The organism is Streptomyces lacrimifluminis (assembly GCF_014646095.1).
In the GTDB taxonomy this organism is placed as follows: domain Bacteria; phylum Actinomycetota; class Actinomycetes; order Streptomycetales; family Streptomycetaceae; genus Streptomyces; species Streptomyces lacrimifluminis.
The window spans coordinates 50,347-69,699 of sequence record NZ_BMMU01000033.1 but is presented as its reverse complement, the minus strand read 5'-3'; the positions used below and the strand labels follow the sequence as shown (position 1 = coordinate 69,699).

The 19,353-nt window shown below is 73.3% G+C and carries 18 protein-coding genes; 9 read left to right on the top strand and 9 right to left on the bottom strand.

Annotated features, from left to right (window positions below; genetic code table 11):
* Positions 1-196 precede the first annotated feature (196 nt).
* Complete coding sequence (locus IEY89_RS33850) at positions 197-2,845, top strand: RICIN domain-containing protein (RefSeq protein WP_189151353.1); 2,649 nt, start codon at positions 197-199, stop codon at positions 2,843-2,845.
* A gap of 313 nt (positions 2,846-3,158) precedes the next feature.
* Here the strand turns inward: IEY89_RS33850 and IEY89_RS33845 are convergent, their stop codons facing one another.
* The 3 genes from IEY89_RS33845 to IEY89_RS33835 are packed head-to-tail and all read right to left on the bottom strand — an operon-like array spanning position 3,159 to position 6,021.
* Positions 3,159-3,800, bottom strand: coding sequence for a hypothetical protein (locus tag IEY89_RS33845; protein ID WP_189151352.1), 642 nt, complete (start codon positions 3,798-3,800; stop codon positions 3,159-3,161).
* The gene (locus IEY89_RS33840; RefSeq protein WP_373287328.1) at positions 3,797-5,323 is read right to left on the bottom strand and encodes an ATP-binding protein; all 1,527 of its coding nucleotides are present in this window, start codon (positions 5,321-5,323) and stop codon (positions 3,797-3,799) included. The genes IEY89_RS33845 and IEY89_RS33840 overlap by 4 nt, the downstream gene beginning before the upstream one ends.
* A gap of 14 nt (positions 5,324-5,337) precedes the next feature.
* Positions 5,338-6,021 carry a response regulator gene (locus tag IEY89_RS33835; protein ID WP_189151351.1) on the bottom strand — a complete coding sequence of 228 codons (684 nt, stop codon included), beginning with the start codon at positions 6,019-6,021 and terminating at the stop codon, positions 5,338-5,340.
* 736 nt (positions 6,022-6,757) lie between these two features.
* Here IEY89_RS33835 and IEY89_RS33830 point away from each other — a divergent pair.
* The 3 genes from IEY89_RS33830 (at position 6,758) to IEY89_RS33820 (ending at position 9,427) form a co-directional block, all read left to right on the top strand.
* Positions 6,758-7,969, top strand: coding sequence for a L,D-transpeptidase (locus IEY89_RS33830; RefSeq protein ID WP_229695563.1), 1,212 nt, complete (start codon positions 6,758-6,760; stop codon positions 7,967-7,969).
* Between the two features lie 124 nt (positions 7,970-8,093).
* The gene (locus IEY89_RS33825; RefSeq protein ID WP_189151350.1) at positions 8,094-8,678 is read left to right on the top strand and encodes a sigma-70 family RNA polymerase sigma factor; all 585 of its coding nucleotides are present in this window, start codon (positions 8,094-8,096) and stop codon (positions 8,676-8,678) included.
* Entirely contained in the window at positions 8,675-9,427 is a 753-nt protein-coding gene (locus IEY89_RS33820) for an anti-sigma factor (RefSeq protein WP_189151349.1), read from the top strand. The genes IEY89_RS33825 and IEY89_RS33820 overlap by 4 nt, the downstream gene beginning before the upstream one ends.
* 46 nt (positions 9,428-9,473) lie before the next feature.
* On the opposite strand, the gene IEY89_RS33815 is transcribed toward IEY89_RS33820, so the two are convergent.
* Positions 9,474-9,830, bottom strand: a complete 357-nt coding sequence (locus IEY89_RS33815; RefSeq protein WP_189151348.1) for an Asp23/Gls24 family envelope stress response protein — start codon at positions 9,828-9,830, stop codon at positions 9,474-9,476.
* Here IEY89_RS33815 and IEY89_RS33810 point away from each other — a divergent pair.
* Complete coding sequence (locus IEY89_RS33810; protein WP_189151347.1) at positions 9,825-10,013, top strand: hypothetical protein; 189 nt, start codon at positions 9,825-9,827, stop codon at positions 10,011-10,013. The genes IEY89_RS33815 and IEY89_RS33810 overlap by 6 nt on opposite strands.
* Positions 10,010-10,597: a hypothetical protein gene (locus IEY89_RS33805; protein ID WP_189151346.1), complete on the top strand. Its 588-nt coding sequence runs from the start codon at positions 10,010-10,012 to the stop codon at positions 10,595-10,597. Before IEY89_RS33810 ends, IEY89_RS33805 begins: the two co-directional genes overlap by 4 nt.
* Before the next feature lie 104 nt (positions 10,598-10,701).
* Here the strand turns inward: IEY89_RS33805 and IEY89_RS33800 are convergent, their stop codons facing one another.
* The 5 genes from IEY89_RS33800 to IEY89_RS33780 all read right to left on the bottom strand — a co-directional run bounded on the left by IEY89_RS33800 (position 10,702) and on the right by IEY89_RS33780 (position 16,106).
* Positions 10,702-11,367 (bottom strand): alpha/beta fold hydrolase, encoded by a 666-nt coding sequence (locus tag IEY89_RS33800; RefSeq protein WP_189151372.1) that lies wholly within the window; start codon positions 11,365-11,367, stop codon positions 10,702-10,704.
* A 164-nt stretch (positions 11,368-11,531) separates the two neighbouring features.
* Positions 11,532-12,350, bottom strand: a complete 819-nt coding sequence (locus tag IEY89_RS33795; RefSeq protein ID WP_189151371.1) for a DUF1295 domain-containing protein — start codon at positions 12,348-12,350, stop codon at positions 11,532-11,534.
* An 8-nt stretch (positions 12,351-12,358) separates the two neighbouring features.
* A complete protein-coding gene (locus IEY89_RS33790; RefSeq protein WP_189151370.1) occupies positions 12,359-13,582 on the bottom strand; it encodes a class I SAM-dependent methyltransferase in 1,224 nt (407 codons plus the stop codon).
* A 476-nt stretch (positions 13,583-14,058) separates the two neighbouring features.
* Positions 14,059-14,796, bottom strand: coding sequence for a DUF1365 domain-containing protein (locus tag IEY89_RS33785; protein WP_229695562.1), 738 nt, complete (start codon positions 14,794-14,796; stop codon positions 14,059-14,061).
* Positions 14,793-16,106: an NAD(P)/FAD-dependent oxidoreductase gene (locus IEY89_RS33780; RefSeq protein ID WP_189151345.1), complete on the bottom strand. Its 1,314-nt coding sequence runs from the start codon at positions 16,104-16,106 to the stop codon at positions 14,793-14,795. Before IEY89_RS33780 ends, IEY89_RS33785 begins: the two co-directional genes overlap by 4 nt.
* Positions 16,107-16,618: 512 nt before the next feature.
* Between IEY89_RS33780 and IEY89_RS33775 the strand changes: the two genes are divergently transcribed.
* The 3 genes from IEY89_RS33775 (at position 16,619) to IEY89_RS33765 (ending at position 19,132) form a co-directional block, all read left to right on the top strand.
* Positions 16,619-16,975, top strand: a complete 357-nt coding sequence (locus IEY89_RS33775) for a PRC-barrel domain-containing protein (protein WP_189151344.1) — start codon at positions 16,619-16,621, stop codon at positions 16,973-16,975.
* A 75-nt stretch (positions 16,976-17,050) separates the two neighbouring features.
* On the top strand, positions 17,051-17,224 hold the full coding sequence (locus IEY89_RS33770) for a hypothetical protein (protein WP_189151380.1): 174 nt from the start codon (positions 17,051-17,053) through the stop codon (positions 17,222-17,224).
* 216 nt (positions 17,225-17,440) lie between these two features.
* Positions 17,441-19,132, top strand: coding sequence for a SpoIIE family protein phosphatase (locus IEY89_RS33765; protein ID WP_229695561.1), 1,692 nt, complete (start codon positions 17,441-17,443; stop codon positions 19,130-19,132).
* The last annotated feature ends 221 nt before the right edge of the window (positions 19,133-19,353 follow it).

The following is a 19,353-nucleotide window of genomic DNA, read 5'->3' as shown; positions in this document are numbered from 1 at the left end:
CGTCAACGACCGCGTCCACGACCACCGGCGGTGCGTCGTCCTCGGTCGACGCACCGCCCGCCACGAGTCGATCCGAAAAGGATCTCGATGTGTGGCAACCCTTTGCGTGGCCTGTGACCACAAGGAGTCGGATCCGGCCTTCGGAGCCCGGATCCGCCTCTGTCTGGTGAACGGCACGCAAGGAGAGCACCTCCCCATGAAGAACCCCACGCCCGGCGGACGCCGCGGGCGTCACCGCCGACGCTGGACCGCGACCGGTCTGCTGCTCGGCGCGCCTGCCCTCGTCGTGCCGTATCTCCTGTTCGCCCAGGAGGACTCGCAGGCCGCGACGGTCGACGGTGACGCCTACTACCGGCTGGTCTCCGTGCGCAGCGGCAAGGTGCTGGACGTCAACAGCTTCTCCACCGCCGACGGCACCCGTATCCAGCAGTGGACCGACCAGAACACCGCCAACCAGCAGTGGAAGCTGAAGCCCACCGGGGACGGCTACTACGAGCTGGTGAACCGCAACAGCGGCAAGGTGCTGGGCATAGCCGGCGACTCGACCGCCCCGTCGGCCGCCGCCGAGCAGCAGACCGACAGCTCCGCCAAGTCCCAGGAGTGGCGGATCGGCGAGGTGAGCGGTTCCGACGCCGTCACCTTCACCTCCCGCAGGAGCGGTCTGGTGCTGGACGTCTCCGGAGGCTCCTCCGCCCAGGGCGCGACGGTCATGCAGTACTCCGACCGGGGCAGCACCAACCAGCAGTGGAAGCTGGTGAAATCCGCCCCGAGCCAGACGGCCGGCGCCGACAAGGCGCAGACCACGGCCGCGGCCGGACCGTATGTGTGGAACAACGCCCAGATCGTGGGCGGCGGTTACGTCACCGGGCTGGTGTTCAACCCGCGCGAGAAGGGTCTGCTGTACGCGCGCACCGACATGGGCGGCGCCTACCGCTGGGACACCGCGGCCGAGCAGTGGATCCCGCTCACCGACTGGGTCGACGAGAAGGACTGGAACCTGCTGGGCATCGATTCCCTGGCCACCGACCCCGTCGACCCCAGCCGGTTCTACGCGGCGGCGGGCACCTACACCAACGGCTGGGCGGGCAACGCCGAGTTCCTGCGCTCCACGGACCGGGGCCGCACCTTCAAGCGCACCGCGCTGCCGTTCAAGCTCGGCGCCAACGAACACGGCCGCGGGGCGGGCGAGCGGCTGGTGGTCAGCCCCTCGGACAACGGCACCCTGATGCTGGGCACCCGCAAGAACGGCCTGTGGCGCAGCACCGACCACGGCGTGACATGGAGTCAGGTCTCCTCGTTCCCCGTCAAGGACGGCGCGAGCAGCGGCGCGGGCATCGCCTTCGTGACGTACGGCCCGGCCGACGGCAGGACGGTCTACGTCGGCGTCGCCGACAAGTCCACCTCCCTGTACCGCTCCACCGACGGCGGCAGCACCTGGCAGGCCGTCTCCGGTCAGCCCACCGGCGAGATGCCGCAGCACGGCGTGGTCTCCGGTGACGGCTCGCTGTACCTGACGTACGCCAACTCCATCGGCGACGCGACGGCGGGTTCGGTGTGGAAGTACACGCCCGTCGGCGGGGCGTGGAAGAACATCTCCCCGTCCCAGGGCAACTACGGGTTCTCCGGTCTGGCCGTCGACCCGCAGAAGCCGTCCACGGTGATGGTCTCCACCCTGCACCGCTGGTGGCCCCAGGACGAGCTGTACCGCACCACCGACGGCGGCAGGACCTGGCAGGCACAGGCCGCGAAGTCGGAGCGGGACGCCTCCGCCGCTCCTTACGTCGGTACCGGCATCGGGCACTGGATGACCGCCATGGCCATCGACCCCTTCAACTCCGGGCACATGCTGTACGGCACCGGCAGCGGCATCTGGCGAAGCAAGGACGTCAACGCCACCGACAGCGGCGGCACCAGCCACTGGACCGTGGGTTCCCGAGGGCTGGAGGAGACCGCGCTGATGGACGCGATCGCCCCGCCCGGCGGCGCCACCGTCCTCTCCGCCATGGGTGACCTGGGCGGTTTCCGCCACGACTCCCTGACGAAGGTGCCCGCCGGGCGGCTGGACAACCCGATGATGATCACCAGCACCGACATCGACTTCGCCCAGTCCAACCCCTCGCTGATGGTCCGCGTCGGCCGTGGCGGCACGCAGGACGGCGCCTGGTCCACCGACGGCGGCAGCAGTTGGAGCGGCTTCAAGTCCGAGCCGGTCGGCAGCGCGGCCAGCGGTCAGGTCGCGCTCTCGGCGGACGGCTCCGCCATCGTCTGGACCCAGGCCGACCAGGCCCCGTACCGCTCGACCGACAAGGGGGCGAGCTGGTCGAGGGCCGGCGGTCTGGGCACCGGCGCCGTGGTCGTCGCCGACCGCTCCTCGGCCAGGACCTTCTACTCACTGGCCGACGGCAAGCTCTACGCCAGCACCGACGGTGGCGCGACCTTCTCCGCCCGCGCCACCGGCCTGCCCGGCGGCGAACTCACCGCCGTTCCCGGCATCGCCGGGGACCTGTGGATCTCCGGCGGCGGCAAGGGGCTGCTGCACTCCACCGACGGCGGCCGGACCTTCACCACGCTCACCACGGTGAAGTCGGCCTCCGCCCTCGGCTTCGGCAAGGCGGCGGCCGGCGCCGACTACCAGGCCCTGTACCTGATCGGTACGGTCAAGGACGTCACCGGCGTCTTCCGCTCCACCGACAAGGGCGCCACCTGGCTCCGCGTCAACGACGACGCCCACCAGTGGGGCAGCATCGGCGGTGTCGGCGTCGTCACCGGCGATCCCGACACCTTCGGGCGCGTCTACGTCGGCACCAACGGGCGCGGTCTCCAGTACGGCGACCCGTCCTCCTGACCCCGACCCCGAGCGGGGCCGCAGCCACCTCGGCCTGCGGCCCCGCCCCGGCCGAGGGGACCGTCGCCCGTCGTGCACAACCTCCCGGGCCCCGGGTCCTGCCCGTCTGACTGCTGTGACTGTTCTGACTGTTCTGACTGTTCTGACTGCAGAAGCCGTGCCCCGCGAGCGGGTCATCCCCCGCCGCGCACCGGGGGCCTGGCGATGTGCCGCCCCCGGCGGGCCGTGCACGCGGCGCCGGGCCCGACCGCGGCCACGGACACGACCGTGCCCCGCGGTGACTCGTACGCGAGCGCCCGCAGGTGACGCGTGCTCAGCCGGGCGTGCCGGGCCACGGGCTCCGTGCCCCGGTCCCGGTCGCCGCCGGTACGTTCCCAGTGTCGCCGGGCGCGAGTCCGCAGGTGCCCGACCTCGATGCCCCGTCCTGCCCCGTCAGCGTCACGACGACCTGCCCGTCGGCGTCCTGGCTGTAGGCGATCGTGCAGGTCAGCTGGCGTAGAGCAGTGCTGTCCAGGCCCGCCAGGGCAAAGGGCAGGCGGGCCGTGACCCCGCCGCCCGGGGAGGGCTCGACCTCGACCTTCCCGCCCCGGACGAGGGGAAGCGAGGTGCTCAGGCCGGCGACCCGGTCCTCCTTCCGCGGGCCGGCGAGCAACGTCGTGACGACCTTCTCCGTCGGCACCGGTCCGTCTGTCTCCACCGCGCCCGCCTCGACGTATCCCTCGCCGAACGCGGCCGAGACCGCGGTCGACCGGATCACGGGGCTCAGCCCTCCGTCGGGGGAACGGAAGAAGAGCAGCATGTCGTATTCGCGGTCGAGGAACGCCTGGAAGCTGGCGGGACCGCCCGCCGCGATGACGTCGGTCCCCTGGATACCGCAGCCACCGAGCAGCGCCACGGCCGCCGCGACGATGACGGTGCCGGTCGCCGCACGTCGGCGCCTGCGCACACGCCTCATCCGCCTGTCTCCTCCGCGTGGAGCGGTATCCCGACGGTGAAGACGGCACCGCCCTCGGGCCGGTTCCCCGCGCGGATCGTTCCGCCGTGCAGCCTTACGTTCTCCAGGGTGATCGCCAGTCCCAGGCCGCTGCCCGCCGAGCGGGTGCGGGCCGCGTCGGCCTTGTAGAAGCGGTCGAAGATGTGCGGGAGCGACTCGGGCCGGATGCCGGGTCCGCTGTCCATCACCTCGGTGATCAGCACGGCCGTGCCCGGCGTACGTTCCTCGGTGCGCAGCCGTACCGTGACGGGCGTGCCGCCGTGCCGCAGGGCGTTGCCGACGAGGTTGGCGATCACGACGTCGAAGCGGCGCGGGTCGAGCCGGGCCCGGATGCCGTCGGGGAGGTCGGTGCGGACCCGGTCGTCGGTCCAGCGCCGGTTCTGCAGGGTCTTGCGGATGGTCTCGGCGACGTCGACCTCGTCCGCGTTCAGCTCGGCCGCGCGGGCGTCGAAGCGGGAGATCTCCATCAGGTCCTCGACGAGCACGGCGAGCTTGCCGGTCTCCGCGCTGACCAGCCGGACCGCCCGGGCGGTGTCGGCGTCCAGGCCGTCCGCGTCCTCGTCGAGGACCTCGGTGACGGCGAGCATTCCGGCGAGGGGAGTGCGCAGTTCGTGCGAGACGTCGGAGGCGAAGCGACGGGCTCGTTCCTCCGCCTCGCGCAACTCCCGTACGGAACGCTCCAGTTGGCCCGCCGACTCGTTGAAGGTGCGGGCCAGGTCGGCCAGTTCGTCGCTGCCGCGCACCGGAATCCGGGTGTCGAGCCTGCCGCTGCCCATGCTCCGGGCGGCCTCGTGCAGTTTCCGTACCGGGCGCAGCACGCTGCGCGCGGCGATCAGGCCGGGGACCAGCGCGACGGCGAGGCCGGGCAGGGCTCCGTTCCGGGCGGCCACGAGGAGGGCGTCGACGTTGACCTGCTCGTCGGTCAGCCGCATGACGGCGTACAGGACGAGTCCGCTGGGCAGCACGCTGTACGGGCTTGTCTTGAAGACCATGGGCATGGCGATGGTCAGGTAGGGCACGCCGTCCTTGACGACCCGCTCGAAGCTGCCGTGGGGGTTGGCCCGCGCGGCGCGGCGCAGTTCGGGGGTGATGACGGTGGAGACGGGGTTCTCGCCCGAGGAGGCGCGGACCGAACCGTACTCGGCGAACACCACCCAGGGGTGCGGCTTGCCCTTGCGGGCGATGTCCCGCAGGACGTCCTCCAGTGCCGCCCCTCTCTGCAAGGGCAGGGAGAAGGCCGTCTGCTGGGCGTGGTCGCGGAACGACGTCACCGCCGTGTCCTGGGCGGTCTCCAGCAGCGCGGTGCGGGCCTCACGGTAGGTCAGCGCGGACGTCGTGCCCGCGCTGACACCGGCGACCAGCAGGAAGGCGAGCAGCAGCCGCGTACGCAGGCCGAACGCCCTGATCCGCGACCGGTTGTCGGTGGCCGCGGCGCCCTGGCCCGCTTCCTGGCCCGCGTCCTTGCGGCGGCGCGCCGGACCGATACGGAGGCCGATGGTCACAGGGGCCCGAAGCGGTAGCCGAAGCCCCGCAGCGTCTGGACGTAGCGGGGGCTGCCGACCTCGTCCTCGATCTTGCCGCGCAGCCGGGCGACGCACGCGTCGACCAGCCGGGCGTCGGCGTGGTAGCTGTGGTCCCAGACGTGTTCCAGCAGTTGCTGCCTGCTGAACACCTGCTCGGGGGCGGCGGAGAGGTGCAGCAGGAGCCTGAGCTCGGAGGGTGCGAGCGCGACCGGCCGGCCGGCTTTGGTGACGGTCAGTCCACCCCGGTCGATGGTGAGTTCGCCGTAGACCTCGATGGCCGGGCGGCCCGGGCCGCTGTCCTCGATGCGGCGCAGTACGGCACGGATCCGGGCCTCGATCACCTCGGGACGGGCGGGCTTGACGATGTAGTCGTCGGCACCGGCCTCCAGACCGATGACCACGTCGAAGTCGTCGCTGCGCGCGGTGAGCATGATGATCGGCAGCTGGCTGTGCTCGCGGACCTGCCGGCAGACCTGTACGCCGTTCATTCCGGGCAGCATCAGGTCCAGCAGCAGCAGATCGGGGCGGAACTCGGCCAGCGCGGCGAGGCCCGTCTCGCCGGTGGCGGCAGCCCGTACGTCGTGGCCGCGGCGGCGCAGACCGAGTTCGACCCCCTCGCGTACGGAAGGGTCGTCCTCGATGAGGAGCACGCGGGGCATCGGCAGTTCTCCCTAGGTGGTGGTCAGGTCCGGGTCCGTCTCCGGCGTGGGCCGGAGAGCAGCGCGTCGGGTTCGGTCGGGCGCGGTGGACGGGCGAGCAGGGCGAAGGTGAGGACGACGACAACCGCGCCGGCAGTTGCGGCGGCCAGGGCCCCGCCCGTACCGCGCCCGCCACCGCGAGGTGGCCCAGCGCGGCGGCGGGGACGGCGGCGGGCAGCAGCCGGGCGTGGGCGCCGACGGCGGACGAGCACAGAGGACGGACGAGCCCAGGGGGCGGACGAGCGCCGACGGCGGGCGAGCGCAGGGGACGGGCGGGCCCAGAGGGCGGGCGACGGCGAGCCGGCGACCGAGCGCCGGGCCCGTCACCGTCATGTCCGCGCACAGCGCCGGTGGGTACGCCGCCGCCAGGCCCGTCACCGCCCAGCGGGCCGGCAGCCCCGAAGACGAGGGCCATCACCGGCCGGGTGCCGGGGACACAGGGCTGGGCGACACGAGCAGCGCTGACACAGTCTGAGCCTCTCCTTCTCCCCGGGCCTGTCGCGGGGACACCACGGATGCTCACAGCGGCGTATGACCGCTCCGTCCGGCGAATGTGACGGGACCATGACCGTTCCTCACCAGTCGCCGTCACCGTGCTCAACAGCGGCTGACCTCGGGTTTTCCGGCTCTACAGTCACAACATCGCCGCCTGTGGCCCACCCCGTTCCGACATTTCCCGCACTCCCCGGAGGTCCCGTTGTCCCGGTCGTCCCGCACTCACGTACTCGCCCGGCCCCGCGTCCGGGCCGCCGTCGTGGCCGCCCTGCTGGCGCCGCTCGCCGCCTGCTCGTCGAGCGCCTCCCCCACCGTCCCGGACGCCAAGGCGACGCCGCGCCCCTCCGACCGCCCTGTCACGGTCACCGTCACACCCACGGGAGAACGGGTCCCGGCGGGCAGGCCCGTGAAGGTCACGGCCGCGGGCGGCAGACTCACCTCGGTCGCCGTCGCCGACGCCGAGGGCCACCGGCTCCCCGGCAAGGTCGCCGCGGACGGCCGCTCGTGGGTCTCCGACCGCACGTCCGTCCCCGGCGCCGCGTACACGGTGACGGCGGCGACCCGGACCGAGGGCGGAACCACCGGGAGCACCGGGGCCGCCTTCACCACGGCTCCGGCCGACAAGGTCAACAAGGTCGACTGGCGGCCGGGCGCCGACGCCACCGTCGGCATCGCCCAGCCGATCTCCCTGGTCTTCGACCATCCCGTCAGGAACCGGGCCGAGGTCGAGAAGCAGCTCAAGCTCACCACCTCGAACGGCACCGAGGGCTCCTGGGGCTGGATCAGCGACTGGTCGGGCCGGGACCGGGTGGACTGGCGGCCCAGGACGTACTGGAAGCCCGGCACCAAGGTCACGCTGAACGCCGAACTGAACGGCACCGACTCGGGCGCGGACGGCGGCTGGTTCGTACGCGACTACACGACCGCCTTCACCATCGGCGCCCGGCAGATCGTCAAGGTCGACCTCGACAGCCACCGGCTCACCCTCGTGCGCGACGGCGAGACGGTCCGGCGCATACCGGTCTCCGGCGGCACGCCCGGCGGCGACAAGCGCTCCTGGCGCGGAACCGCCGTGCTCATGGCCAAGGAGGGCACGATCAACATGAACTCCGAGACGGTGGGCCTGGGCCGCACCTACGACAAGATGGTCGACCACTCGATGCGGCTGACCTGGTCGGGCATGTACGCGCACGCCGCCCCGTGGAACGCCCGTTACTTCGGCAGGGCCAACCAGAGTTCCGGATGCATCGGGATGAGCGACGCGGACGCCGCCTGGTTCTACGGGCAGGTACGGCCGGGCGACCCCTTCGAGATCACCGGCGAGGACACCAAGGGCGTGGTCGCGCCCGGTAACGGCTTCGGCGCGTGGAACCTCTCGTGGACCGAGTGGCGGCAGAGGAGCGCGCTGCGCTGACGGCGAGCGGGCCACTCGGCGTCGTCGTCGTACGCCACCTGCGATGTCACCCTCACTGCAACCAATCCGGGGTCTCAGCGGGAACGGATTACGACCGGACATGTCCCGACCGTGGAGGCCCTCGGTGAAAGAAGCAGTACATATCGGCAGAAATCCGTCCACCGGCCCCGCCCTGGAGGAGTTGCTGGCTCAGGTGGCTCTCGGGGACGAGGACGCGTTCGCCGGTGTCTACGACGCCGTGGCGGGCCCGGTGCTGGGTGTCGTGCGTGCCGTGCTGCGCGATCAGGCGCAGTCGGAGGAGGTGACGCAGGAGGTACTGGTCGAGGTGTGGCGGACCGCTCCCCGCTACCGGACCGACCGTGGGACGGCCATCAACTGGATCCTCACGCTGGCGCACCGCCGGGCGGTGGACCGGGTGCGCTCGGTGGACGCCGCCGCGGCCCGCGACCACAAGGCCGCGCTGCTGGACCGGCTTCCCGAGTACGACGAGGTCGTCGAGCACGTCGAGGCACGGCTGGAGCGGGAGCAGGTACGGCGCTGTGTGCGCACCCTGACCGAGCTCCAGCGCCAGGCGGTCACCCTGGCGTACTACCGGGGGCTGACCTACCGCGAGGTGGCGGAGGCGCTGGCGCTTCCGCTGGGGACCGTCAAGACCCGACTGCGCGACGGGCTCATCCGGCTGCGCGACTGCCTGGGGGTGACCGCGTGACGACCACCGATCTGCACCGGCTGACGGGCGCCTACGCCCTGCACGCCCTGTCCGACACGGAGAACACCGCGTTCGAGCGTCATCTGGCCGGCTGCGAGGCGTGCGCGCAGGAGACCGCCGAGCTGTCCGCGACCGCCGCCCGCATGGGACTCGCCGTCGCCACGACACCCCCTGCCGGGCTGCGCGAACAGGTGCTGCGCCGGATCACCACGGTCCGCCAGGAGACCCCCGGCAGGCCGGCCCAGGCGCTCGCCGCCCGGCCCGGCCCAAGGACCCGGAGGCTGTCCCGGTGGGCGCTCGCCGCCTGTCTCGCGGCGGCCACGGCGCTCGGCGGAACGGCTCTGTGGCAACACCAGGAGGCCGAGGATGCCCGCGCCCAGGCGCGCCGCGCCGCGCGGACCACGGACGGGATCGCCGCCGTACTGGCCGCGCCGGACGCCAGAACCCGGGCCACCGCTCTGGCCGGCGGCGCCACGGCCACCGTCGTCGTCTCCCGTGGCCAGGACAGGGCGGTGTTCGTCGTCTCGGGGATGACCTCTCCGCCCGGCGGGAAGGTCTACCAGCTGTGGTTCGACGAGGACGGAACCATGCGCCCGGCCGGTCTGATGGACCCCGCCCGCAGCGACCAGGCCGTCCTGCTGCGGGGCAGCGTCGACGGGGCGTCGGGAATGGGCATCACCGTCGAACCCGACGGCGGCTCGAAGGAGCCCACCTCGGCCCCGGTCGCCGTGATGACCTTCCCCAGCTGAACGGGGAGCAACGGGGTCCACGGCGGTCTGCTGAGGCCAACGGGCGTCAGACGAGACCCGTGACCGTCACGGTGACCCTCGGGGCGGGCCGCGAGGGCTGGGCGTACTCCGGAGCGCCCAGGCGGCGCTCAACCGTGTCCCGGACGACCCGGGCCACGTCCAGGGTTCTGGCCCGCCGCAGCGCGACGACGTGGATCTCGACGTGCCAGGAACCGTCGTCGTCCCGGCGGGTCACGCGCACCCCGGCGAACGGTGCCTCGTCGGTGCCCGCCGGGGGCCGCGACAGCGCGGAGCGCAGCCGGTCGGCCAGGCCCGGCCGGAGGAAGGCCACCCCCTGCACGGCCTCCGCCGCCGTGGCGAGTTCCGCGACGAGGGCCGCGGGCGCGGTGCTCTCCTGGTGCACACGGCCGCCGCCCGGAACACCCTGGCCGCCTGCCGCCTGGGCAGCGGTCCCCGGCTGCGGATCACCGTCGCACCGGAGCCGGTGTGGCAGCGCCCCGCCCCGACGGCGGACACGCCGGGACCCGGTGACGGCGGCCCCGCACCCGCCGTCGCCACCACCTCCGCCCCGGGAGTCGGGCAGTGACGGGCCGCAGCCGTAGCGTCGTCAACCGCGCCGTCCTCGGCGCCGTCGGACTCACGCTCCTCATCACGGGCTCCTGGCTGGCGGCCACGGACCGCCACCTCGCGGACCGGCTGCCGTCCTGGTGGCCCACCGCCGGTACGGGCACCGTCCTGCTCGACGGGGACCAGCTGGCCCGCCTGCGCGGCGAGGGCTGGTGGACGCCCGCCGTCATGGCCGCGGCGATCGGCCTGACCGTGCTGTTCGCGCTCTGCGCCGTCGCGCGGTTCAGCCGGGGCCCGACCCGGCACCTCGCCCTGCCCTCCCCGCGCTGCACGGTGCGCCCCCAGGCACTGGCCGACGCGCTGACCGCGCGCGTGGCGGCCCTCCCGGGCATCGCCCGCAGCCACGCCCGGGTACTGCCCCGTCGCGGCCGACGGCTGGAGCTGGCTCTACGGGTCTGGCTGGAACCGGACACGCCCCCGGACGCCGTACTCCCCGCCCTGCGCGCGGTGACGGCGGAGGCCGGGACAGCGGCGGCACCCTACACGGCACGCACCCGGGTCCGCCTGAGTGCCGCCTCGCACCGCATGCCCCGAGTCCGCTGAGCCGTACGCCGGTGGGGAGTGCGTCGGTGGGGCGCGCGTCGGTAGGCCGAACACTGGCATGTCGCACGCCGGCATACCGAACGCCGGGGTGAGGGGCCGCGGGCTCAGAGCACGGGGAAGCCGCCGTTCCCGTAACACTCATCGGGCAGGGGGTCCGGGGTGCCGTCGGGGTCGAGCAGGTGGGCTACGAGGGCCGCTGTGGTGCGGTGCCAGAAGCGGGCGCGGTGCAGCATCGCGTGGTCGGCGCCGCCGATGAAGGCCATCCCGGCCCGTGCCGCCGTACCCCGCGCCCGGCGCACACAGTCCGCCGCGTCGGCGGGCGAGGTGACGCGGTCCCGTTCGCCGTGCAGGGCGACGACATGCCGGCCCGCCGTCTGCTCCACCGGTTCGCCCGGCGGCCACCAGGGGGCCAGGGCCACGACGCCGCACACCTGCGGGTGACCGGCGGCGCGCAGGGCGGCCCGGCCGCCCATGGAGTGCCCGAGCAGCACGGTGGGCAAGGGGCCGGCCAGTGCGGCGAGGTCGCGCAGCGCCTCAACGGTGTCCCGTACGGGGTCGGCCCGCCCGGCGTTCCAGCCGCGGAGGCGATAGCGGACCTGGGCGACCAGAACGTCCTGGTGCGGCAGTTCGGCGGTCACCGCCCGCACTACGGGGTCCATCCGCAGCGCGGCGAGCTGCCAGGGCCGGGCGCGGCGCTCACTCGTCGCCTGCCCGCCGTGCAGTACCAGCACGGCCGCGCGGGGGACGGCCGGGCGGCGTCGGAGCAGCAGCGTGCTCCCGGGCTCCGGAAGGAATCCGGTCCGGTCCTGCTCACTCCGCTCGTCCTGCTGCACGACGGCCCGCCCCTCGCTCCGGCTGTTCCGGCTGTTCCGGCCTCCGCGTCCCGCGTCGCGCGGGCCACGGAGGCGATCCTCCCCCGGCCCGACCGGATCCGTCACGTCGTCCCCGGGCCGCTCCGTCGCGGCGGGAGAGGGAGGAAGCCGCTCGTACGGGCCGTGTACTCGGCGTACCCGGGCCGGTCGGCCATATGCCGTTCCAGCAGCCGTTTTCCGCTTCCCCGGGTCAGCAGCAGGCTCATCACCACCGGGGACACGACGGACACGGCGGCCCCCGCCGGGGAGTCGCAGACGAGCAGGAACAGGCCCCACCAGACGCAGAAGTCCCCGAAGTAGTTGGGGTGCCGCGTCCACGCCCACAGCCCGCGGTCCATGATCTTTCCCCGGTTGGCGGGATCGGCCCGGAAACGGGCCAGCTGGGCGTCCCCCACCGCCTCGAAGCCGATCCCGAGCGCCCACAGCGAGCTGCCGGCCCAGGCGAGCGCCGACGGCGGCCCGGGCACGTACTGCGCGGCCTGTACGGGCAGGGAAACCAGCCAGACGAGCGCGCCCTGGAGGAGATAGACCATGCGCAGCGCGTACGCGTTCCGGTTGCCCGGCGCCCTGGCCAGCATCTTCTCGTAGCGCGGGTCCTCGCCGTGGCCCCGGCCCCGGCGGGCGATGTGCACCGCGAGCCGCAACCCCCAGATCGCCGTCAGCGAGGTGACCAGCAGCCGTCGTACGAGGTCGCCCTCACCGGCGGAGGCCACGAAGGTCACAACGGCCACCGCCGCGAAGCCGGTCCCCCAGGCGACGTCCACGATCCGGTGCACGCCCACGCGCACCGCGACGCCGAAGGTGACCAGCATGACCGTGAGGGCCGCGGCGGCGGCCCAGGCCAGGTTGAGCGCGAACGCGTGCCACGGGAAGTCGCTCACGGTGGTGTTCATCGGCCGGGGTTCTCCTTGGTGAACAGGTACTGCTGTACGTCGAGGTAACCGGCCCGGAAGCCGGCCTCGGAGTAGGCCAGGTAGAAGGTCCACAGGCGGTGGAAGACGTCGTCGAAGCCGAGCGCCTCGACCGCGTCGGCGCGCTCGGTGAACCGCTCGCGCCACAGCCTCAGCGTCTCGGCGTAGTGCGCGCCGAAGGCGTCCCGGCGGACGAGGCGCAGGCCGGTGTGGTCGCGGGCGGTCTCCTCGATCGCGCGGGTGGACGGGATGAGGCCGCCGGGGAAGACGTACTTGTGGATCCAGGTGAAGGTGTCCCGGCTCGCGAGCATCCGCTCGTGCGGCATGGTGATGGCCTGCAGCGCCACCCGGCCGCCCGGGGCCAGCCGCTGGTCCAGGGCGCGGAAGTACACCGGCCAGAAGTCCGCGCCGACCGCCTCGATCATCTCCACGCTGACGACGGCGTCGTACTCCCCGCGCGCCTCGCGGTAGTCGCACAGCTCGATGGAGACCCGCTCGTCGAGATCGGCCGCGCTCACCCGCTGCCGGGCCAGGGCGCGCTGTTCCCGGGAGAGGGTGAGCGAGGTGACACGGGCGCCGCGGGCGGCGGCACGCAAGGCCAGTTCGCCCCAGCCGGTGCCGATCTCCAGCAGCCGGGTGCCCTCGCCCACGTCGGCCAGGTCGAGCAGCCGGTCGATCTTGCGGTGCTGGGCCGCGGCGAGCCGGTCCCGGCTCGCGGGGAAGCCCCGGAACACGGCGGAGGAGTAGGTGAGGGTGTCGTCGAGGAAGAGGGCGAACAGGTCGTTGGACAGGTCGTAGTGGCGGCTGATGTTGGCGCGGGAGCCGTCGGGCGTGTTGCGCTCGTCGTGCGGGTGGCGCGGCGCCCACAGGCCGCGCAGCCGTTGCAGCGGGGCCGGAATCAGTTCGGCGGCGTGCCCGGCGAGCACGGTGAGGACGGCCACCGGGTCGGGGGCGTCCCACTCGCCGGCCATGTAGGACTCCCCGAACCCGACCAGTCCGTTGGTCCCGACCCGGGCGTGGAAGGCGGCCGGGTCACGCACCTCGATCAGCGGCCCGCCCAGCCCCACCTCCGCGCTCCCGGCGAACCGCGCCCGCAGGGGCAGCCGGCCGAGGGCCCGCCGGACGAGGCCCGCGGTCACGACCGTACGGGCCCGGGACGCGGCCGGCAGGACGACGATGTCGGGCCAGCGGGCGGGCTCCACGGGGGTGGCGGGGCCGGGGACGGGATCCGCCGGAACGGCACGCCCCTGGGCGGGAGCGACCGGGGCGCCGTACCCCTGGGCGGCAGCCTGTTCGGCGGGGACGGGGTGGCCACACGTGGGATCCGCCGGAACGGCACGCCCCTGGGCGGGAGCGGCGGTGCCGCGCACGCGGGAGGTGGCGGATTCGCCGGGGTCGGTGTGCCCACGGGCGGGAGCGGCCGGGGCACCGTGGCCACGGGAGGGATCGGCCGGAACAGCGCGCCCACGAGCCGGATCCACGACAGCGCCATGCACAGGGGAGGGCTCGGCCGGGGTGGTGTGGCCACGAGCGGGAGCAGTGGCGGAGTCGTGCACGTGAGCGGGATCCGCGGCGGCGCCGTGTACGCGGGTGGGCTCGGCCGGGGTGGTGTGCTCTCGGGGTGGGGTCTGTTCGGCGGGGGCGGTGTGGCCGTCGAGGGGGTTGGGGTCTGCTGTCCTCATGTCGCTTTCTCCGGGGTGCGGTGTCCGGGGCGGGGCTGGACGGGCAGTCCCCGCAGGTAGAGGCGGATGCCGTGGACACGGATGGCGGCCGACACGGCGAGGGTGGACCAGGGGTGCCGCAGCGCCAGCCGCAGCAGGGACGCGGTGCTCAGCGCGCGCCGGGTGCCGCGCACGGTCGCGGTGAAGGCCCGGCCGCTCTCGCGGTCCAGGTGCACGGCGAGGTCGAGGCGCGGTCCGGGCTGCGGCACCCGCATGCGGTATCCGCCGTCGACGGGGAAGAACGGCGAGACGTAGAACTTCTTGTCGGCGCGCGCGGTCCCGGACGCGTCCGGGCGCAGCAGGTAGCAGTGGCGCCCGCCGTAGGTGTTGTGCACCTCCGCGACCACGCAGCGCGGCTCCCCGTCGGGGCCGTGACACCAGTACAGGGTGAGCGGGTTGAACACGTACCCGAGCACCCGCGCGTGGGTGAGCATCACCACCCGGCCGCCGTCGAGGTGCACGCCGTGACCGGCGAGGAAGTCGTCCAGACCGGTTCGGATCGACGGCCGGTCGCCGGTGAAGTGGTCGCGCGGGTCGAACCGGGCCAACAGCCTCAGCGGGAGCGGCAGTCGGGGCGGGTGGTCGGGGTCGACGAGCCACATGTACGTGCGGTGGCGCAGCGCGTAGCGGCGGGGAGCGGTCCGTACGTGGCTGATCGTGCAGGCGTACAGGGCCGGTTCGGTGTTCGCCGTCACCAGCGCACCCCCAGTGCCGCCGCGGCCTCGACGCCGGAGCGGCAGCCGTCCTCGTGGAACCCCCAGCCGTGGTAGGCGCCCGCGAACACGCAGACGTCACTGGCCAGTTCGGGCAGGCGCTGCTGTGCGGCCACCGACTCGGGGGTGTAGACGGGGTGTTCGTAGACCATGCGGGCCAGCACCCGGTCGGGGTCGACGCGGTCCTCGCCGCCGAGGGTGACCACGAACGTCTCGGTGGCGTCGAGGCGTTGGAGCCGGTTCATGTCGTAGCTGACGCGCACCAGGCCTTCGTCGGCCGCGCACGACGGCATCAGGTAGTTCCAGGAGGCGCGGGCGCCGCGAGCGCGCGGCAGCAGCCGGGTGTCGGTGTGCAGGAGGGTGGTGTTGCGGGAGTAGCGGAACGCGCCCAGCACCTCCCGCTCCCGCTCGCTCGCGTCGGCCAGCAGCCGCAGCGCCTGGTCCGGATGGACCGCGATCACGACGGCGTCGTACGACTCGGTGGTGCCGTCCCCGGCCGTCACGTCGACGCCGTCCCCGTGGCGTCGTACGGCCCGTACGGGCGTGCCGGTGCGGACGTCGCCGATCCGCTTGGCGATCAGTTCGACGTACGTGCCCGAGCCGCCGCTGACCGTGCGCCACACCGGTGAGCCGCTCACCGACAGCAGCCCGTGGTGTTCCAGGAAGCGGAACAGGTAGGCGGCCGGGTAGCGCTGGGCGGTGACGGCGTCGCAGGACCACACGGCCGACACCACCGGTGTCATGAAGTGGCTGCGGAAGTAGGAGGAGTAGCCCTCGCGGTCGAGGAACTCCCCCAGCGTCAGCGCCTGTTCACCCCCTCGGGCCAGCAGTCGCCGAGCCGCGCGGTGGAAGGCGGGCACCTCGGCCAGCAGCCGCAGATACGGGCCGCGCAGCAGGTTGCGGGGCTGTGCGAACACTCCGGCCGGGCCGCGGGCACCCGCGTACTCCAGACCGCACCCCTCGCACCGCACCGACATGCTCATCTCCGACTCCTGCGTGGGCACGCCGAGTTCGTCGAACAGCCGGAGGAGATGCGGGTAGGTGCGCCTGTTGTGCACGATGAACCCGGAGTCGACGCGGTGCACCCGCCCGTCGTACGGCGACGTCAGCTCGTGGGTGTGCGCGTGTCCACCGAGCCGGTCGTCCGCCTCGTACAGGGTGACGTGACCGGCCCCGCCCAGGACGTACGCGGCGGTCAGTCCCGTCACCCCGGCACCCACCACGGCCGCGCGGCGCCCCTGCCGTACCGTCCGCTCCGGGCCGTACGGCCCGTCCGTCAGCGTCCGTTCCATCGTGTCTCCTCCCGCCCTGCCATCAGGGATCTCCGCGTAATCCGGATCAGGTCGGGCGGCGGATTGGCCGAGCGGCGAATCAGTCGGTGGAGTCGTCCGCGGGGCGTGCCCAGCGGGCCGGCCCGTGGTGCCGTGCGGGCGAACTGCTGCTGCCCGGCCCGGCCGTCCCCGCCGCGGACCCGGTTCGGGGACCTGGAGGCAATCGCACGGTGGCACAGGGCGCGGGTGCTCCACGCGCTCAACGGCCCGCACGGCAGGCGCCGACATCGACAGGGCCACCGGAGCCACGTACACCAGCGACGGCTGCCGCCGGTCGTCTCCGGTCGGCACTGGACTCCGGCCCGGTGAGTTCCGTCCCGGGCCATATTCGCCCGCCGAAAGCTGCATGAAGTACTCGATGCCGGGGACTTGTTTCGGTCATACGATGACAAGTGGATCGGCGAGGTCATGTGCTCAGGCCCAGGCCAGGGCCGTCGCACCAGACGCCGGAGCGCGCAGACAGGGAGCAGGGCATGATCCGTTCAGCCGACATCCGCGAATGGCGCAATCACGAGGTGATCGACGAGAAACAGCGCAGGATCGGCATGCTCGAAGCGGTCTACGTGGACACGACCACCGACGAACCGGCCATGGCCACCGTCCGGACCGGGCTGCCCACCCGCCACCGGCTGGTCTTCGTCCCCCTCGACGACGCGGTCCTCGGGCCTGGCTACGTCAAGGTCGCCTACGCCAAGACGGTGGTGCGCAATGCCCCGTCGATCGGGACCGACGACGTGCTCCCCGCCGAGCAGGAGGCGGAGATCTTCAAGCACTACGGCCTGGCGTACCAGCCGGGAGCCGGGGGCGAACGTCAGCTCGCACGCCGCTGAACACACGTCCGCTTCACCGGCTTCGCAAGAAACTTCGCAACAGACTTCACACTCGGCACAGAGGAGATGGTCCGGATGATGGCGCTCTTCCTTCTGCTGGTTCTGGTGGCCGTCATCCTGGGAATCATCGGTGTGGCAGTGCATGGCCTGGGATATCTGCTGGCCATCGGCATCGTGATCTTCGTCGCCGACCTGATCTTCTTCGGGGCGCGGCTGTCCCGGCGTGCCAGGCGGCGGCCCGTGCGCTGACCGCGAACCCGTACGGTGGGGGCGAACCCGGAACGTGGCCGGACGGATCGTCGTGCCGACCACGCGGCCGGGTTCCTGTCGGGGGGACCAGCGGTGACTGGTCGGGCGGTTGCCCCTGACGCGCCCGCGGGCTTCGGTGCGAGGCCGCCCTGATGCGAGGGCGGCGTGGTGGAGGGTGCGGTGCCCGGTGCGGGTGACGAGTCGGGGTCACGGCCCGTGGCAGGGCCGAAGTTCTGGAGACAGGTCGTCGAGCGGCTGAGCACTGCCCTGATGGTGGTCGGTCCGACCGGCCGGATCGACGCCGTCAATCCGGCCGCCGAGCGGCTGCTGGGCCGTACCGCCGCCTCGGTACGCGGGAAGGACGCGCACGACCTGCTGCACCGGGACGCGGCCGGCGGCACCCTCCCGCGGGAGCGGTGTCCGCTGCTCCGGGCGCTGGCCGAGGAGGGTCCCGCACGCGGTGACGGCGACAGCTGTCTGCGCGGGGACGGCCACCTGGTCACGGTCTCCTGGTCCGCCTCTCCCCTGGTGGACGACGGCTCCTTCAAGGGCATGGCCGTGCTGCTCAACGACGACACCGACGGCAGCGGCGACCCGGGCACGCGTCGGGAGGGCGCGGCCTACACGAGTGCCCTGGAGGATCTCAACGAGCGGCTGACCCTGGTCGCGGAGATCACCGACGTACTGGGCCAGACCCTGGAGACCGACGAGGCCCTCGCCCGGCTGGGGCAGCTGCTGGTCCCCCGCCTCGCCGACTGGGCGGCGGTGGACCTCCGGACCGGTTCCGGGCGGATCCAGCGGGTGGCGGTGACCGGTCCCGCGGGCCGGGACGCCGCGCTGGAGGGCGGGCGCGAGCGCCTTCCCGGGGCCGGGGAGGGGGACCCGTCGCCCCTCGTCCAGGTGCTGAACGGCGGTGATCCCGTACGGCAGGGCGCCGCGGAGACGGCCGCCGCCCCGCCCGGCTCCGGCCTGGCGGCCGTCCACGGCGACTTCCTTCGGACGGTGCGCGCGACGTCCTCCATCACGGTGCCGCTGGGCTCCCGGCAGCAGGTCACCGGCGCCCTGACAGTGGTGCGCACCGATCCGGCACACCCCTTCGACGCCGCCGACCTCGGAGTGGTGAGCGACATCGGCCGGCGGGTCGGCCTGGTCATCGACAACGCGCGCCGGTTCGGCCGCCAGCGCGCCGTCGCCGAGGCCATGCAGCGCAACCTGCTCGCCCCGCTGCCCCAGCCCGGCCGGCTGCGGCTGGCCGCCCGCTACCAGCCGGCCCCGGTCGGCTCCCAGGTCGGCGGCGACTGGTACGACGCGTTCGAGCTGAAGGACGGCACGCTCGCGCTGGTCATCGGCGACGTCGTGGGCCACGACCTGACGGCGGCGGCCGGAATGGCCCAACTGCACGGCATCCTGCGCTCGTTGACCTGGGACCGCTCCGGACCGCCGGGCACCGTCGTCGACCGCCTCGACGACGCCATGCCCGCCATCACCACCGTCCCCATGGCCACCCTCGTCCTCGCCCGGGTGGAGGGCCACCCGGACACGGGCCCCTGGACCCTGCGCTGGACCAGCGCCGGTCACCCGCCGCCGCTCCTGCTGACCCCCGGCGGGCACGCGCGGTACCTCGAAGCCGGCCAGGGCCTCCTCCTGGGCGCCCACCAGAGCGACGGCGAGAGCCGGCCCACCGCCACCCAGTCCCTGCCGCCGGGCTCCACCCTGCTGCTCTACACCGACGGCCTGATCGAGATCCCCGGCAGCGACCTCGACACCGGCCTGCGCCGTCTGCGCCGCCACGCCCTGGCACTCGCCCACGCACCGCTGGACACCCTGTGCGACCAGCTCCTCGCCCGGATGCCACCCGGCAGCACCGACGACGTGGCCCTCCTCGCGCTGCGCCTGCCGGAACTGTGAGAGGGGGCGGGCGAGGCCTGCGGGTCAGCGCTCGGGGAGTCCGAGCGCATTGCGTGCATGAGCGGCGCGTGCTCGATCCGGGAGTGCAGGTCGCCGATCGTCCGCCACTCCCGGTCCCCGTCAGACGGTGGGTCGGACCTGGAGGAGGAGCAGGTCATACTCCGGGCCTTCGGCGCTGTTGCGGTACGGGCCGGCGTACTCGTATCCGAGCCGGTCGTACA

Bases quoted from the DNA above. Each gene is read 5' to 3' on its own strand.
- IEY89_RS33850 (WP_189151353.1), top strand. From the start codon at position 197: ATGAAGAACCCCACGCCCGGCGGACGCCGCGGGCGTCACCGCCGACGC.
- IEY89_RS33845 (WP_189151352.1), bottom strand. From the start codon at position 3,800: ATGAGGCGTGTGCGCAGGCGCCGACGTGCGGCGACCGGCACCGTCATC.
- IEY89_RS33835 (WP_189151351.1), bottom strand. From the start codon at position 6,021: ATGCCCCGCGTGCTCCTCATCGAGGACGACCCTTCCGTACGCGAGGGG.
- IEY89_RS33780 (WP_189151345.1), bottom strand. From the start codon at position 16,106: ATGGAACGGACGCTGACGGACGGGCCGTACGGCCCGGAGCGGACGGTA.
- IEY89_RS33775 (WP_189151344.1), top strand. From the start codon at position 16,619: ATGATCCGTTCAGCCGACATCCGCGAATGGCGCAATCACGAGGTGATC.
- IEY89_RS33770 (WP_189151380.1), top strand. From the start codon at position 17,051: ATGATGGCGCTCTTCCTTCTGCTGGTTCTGGTGGCCGTCATCCTGGGA.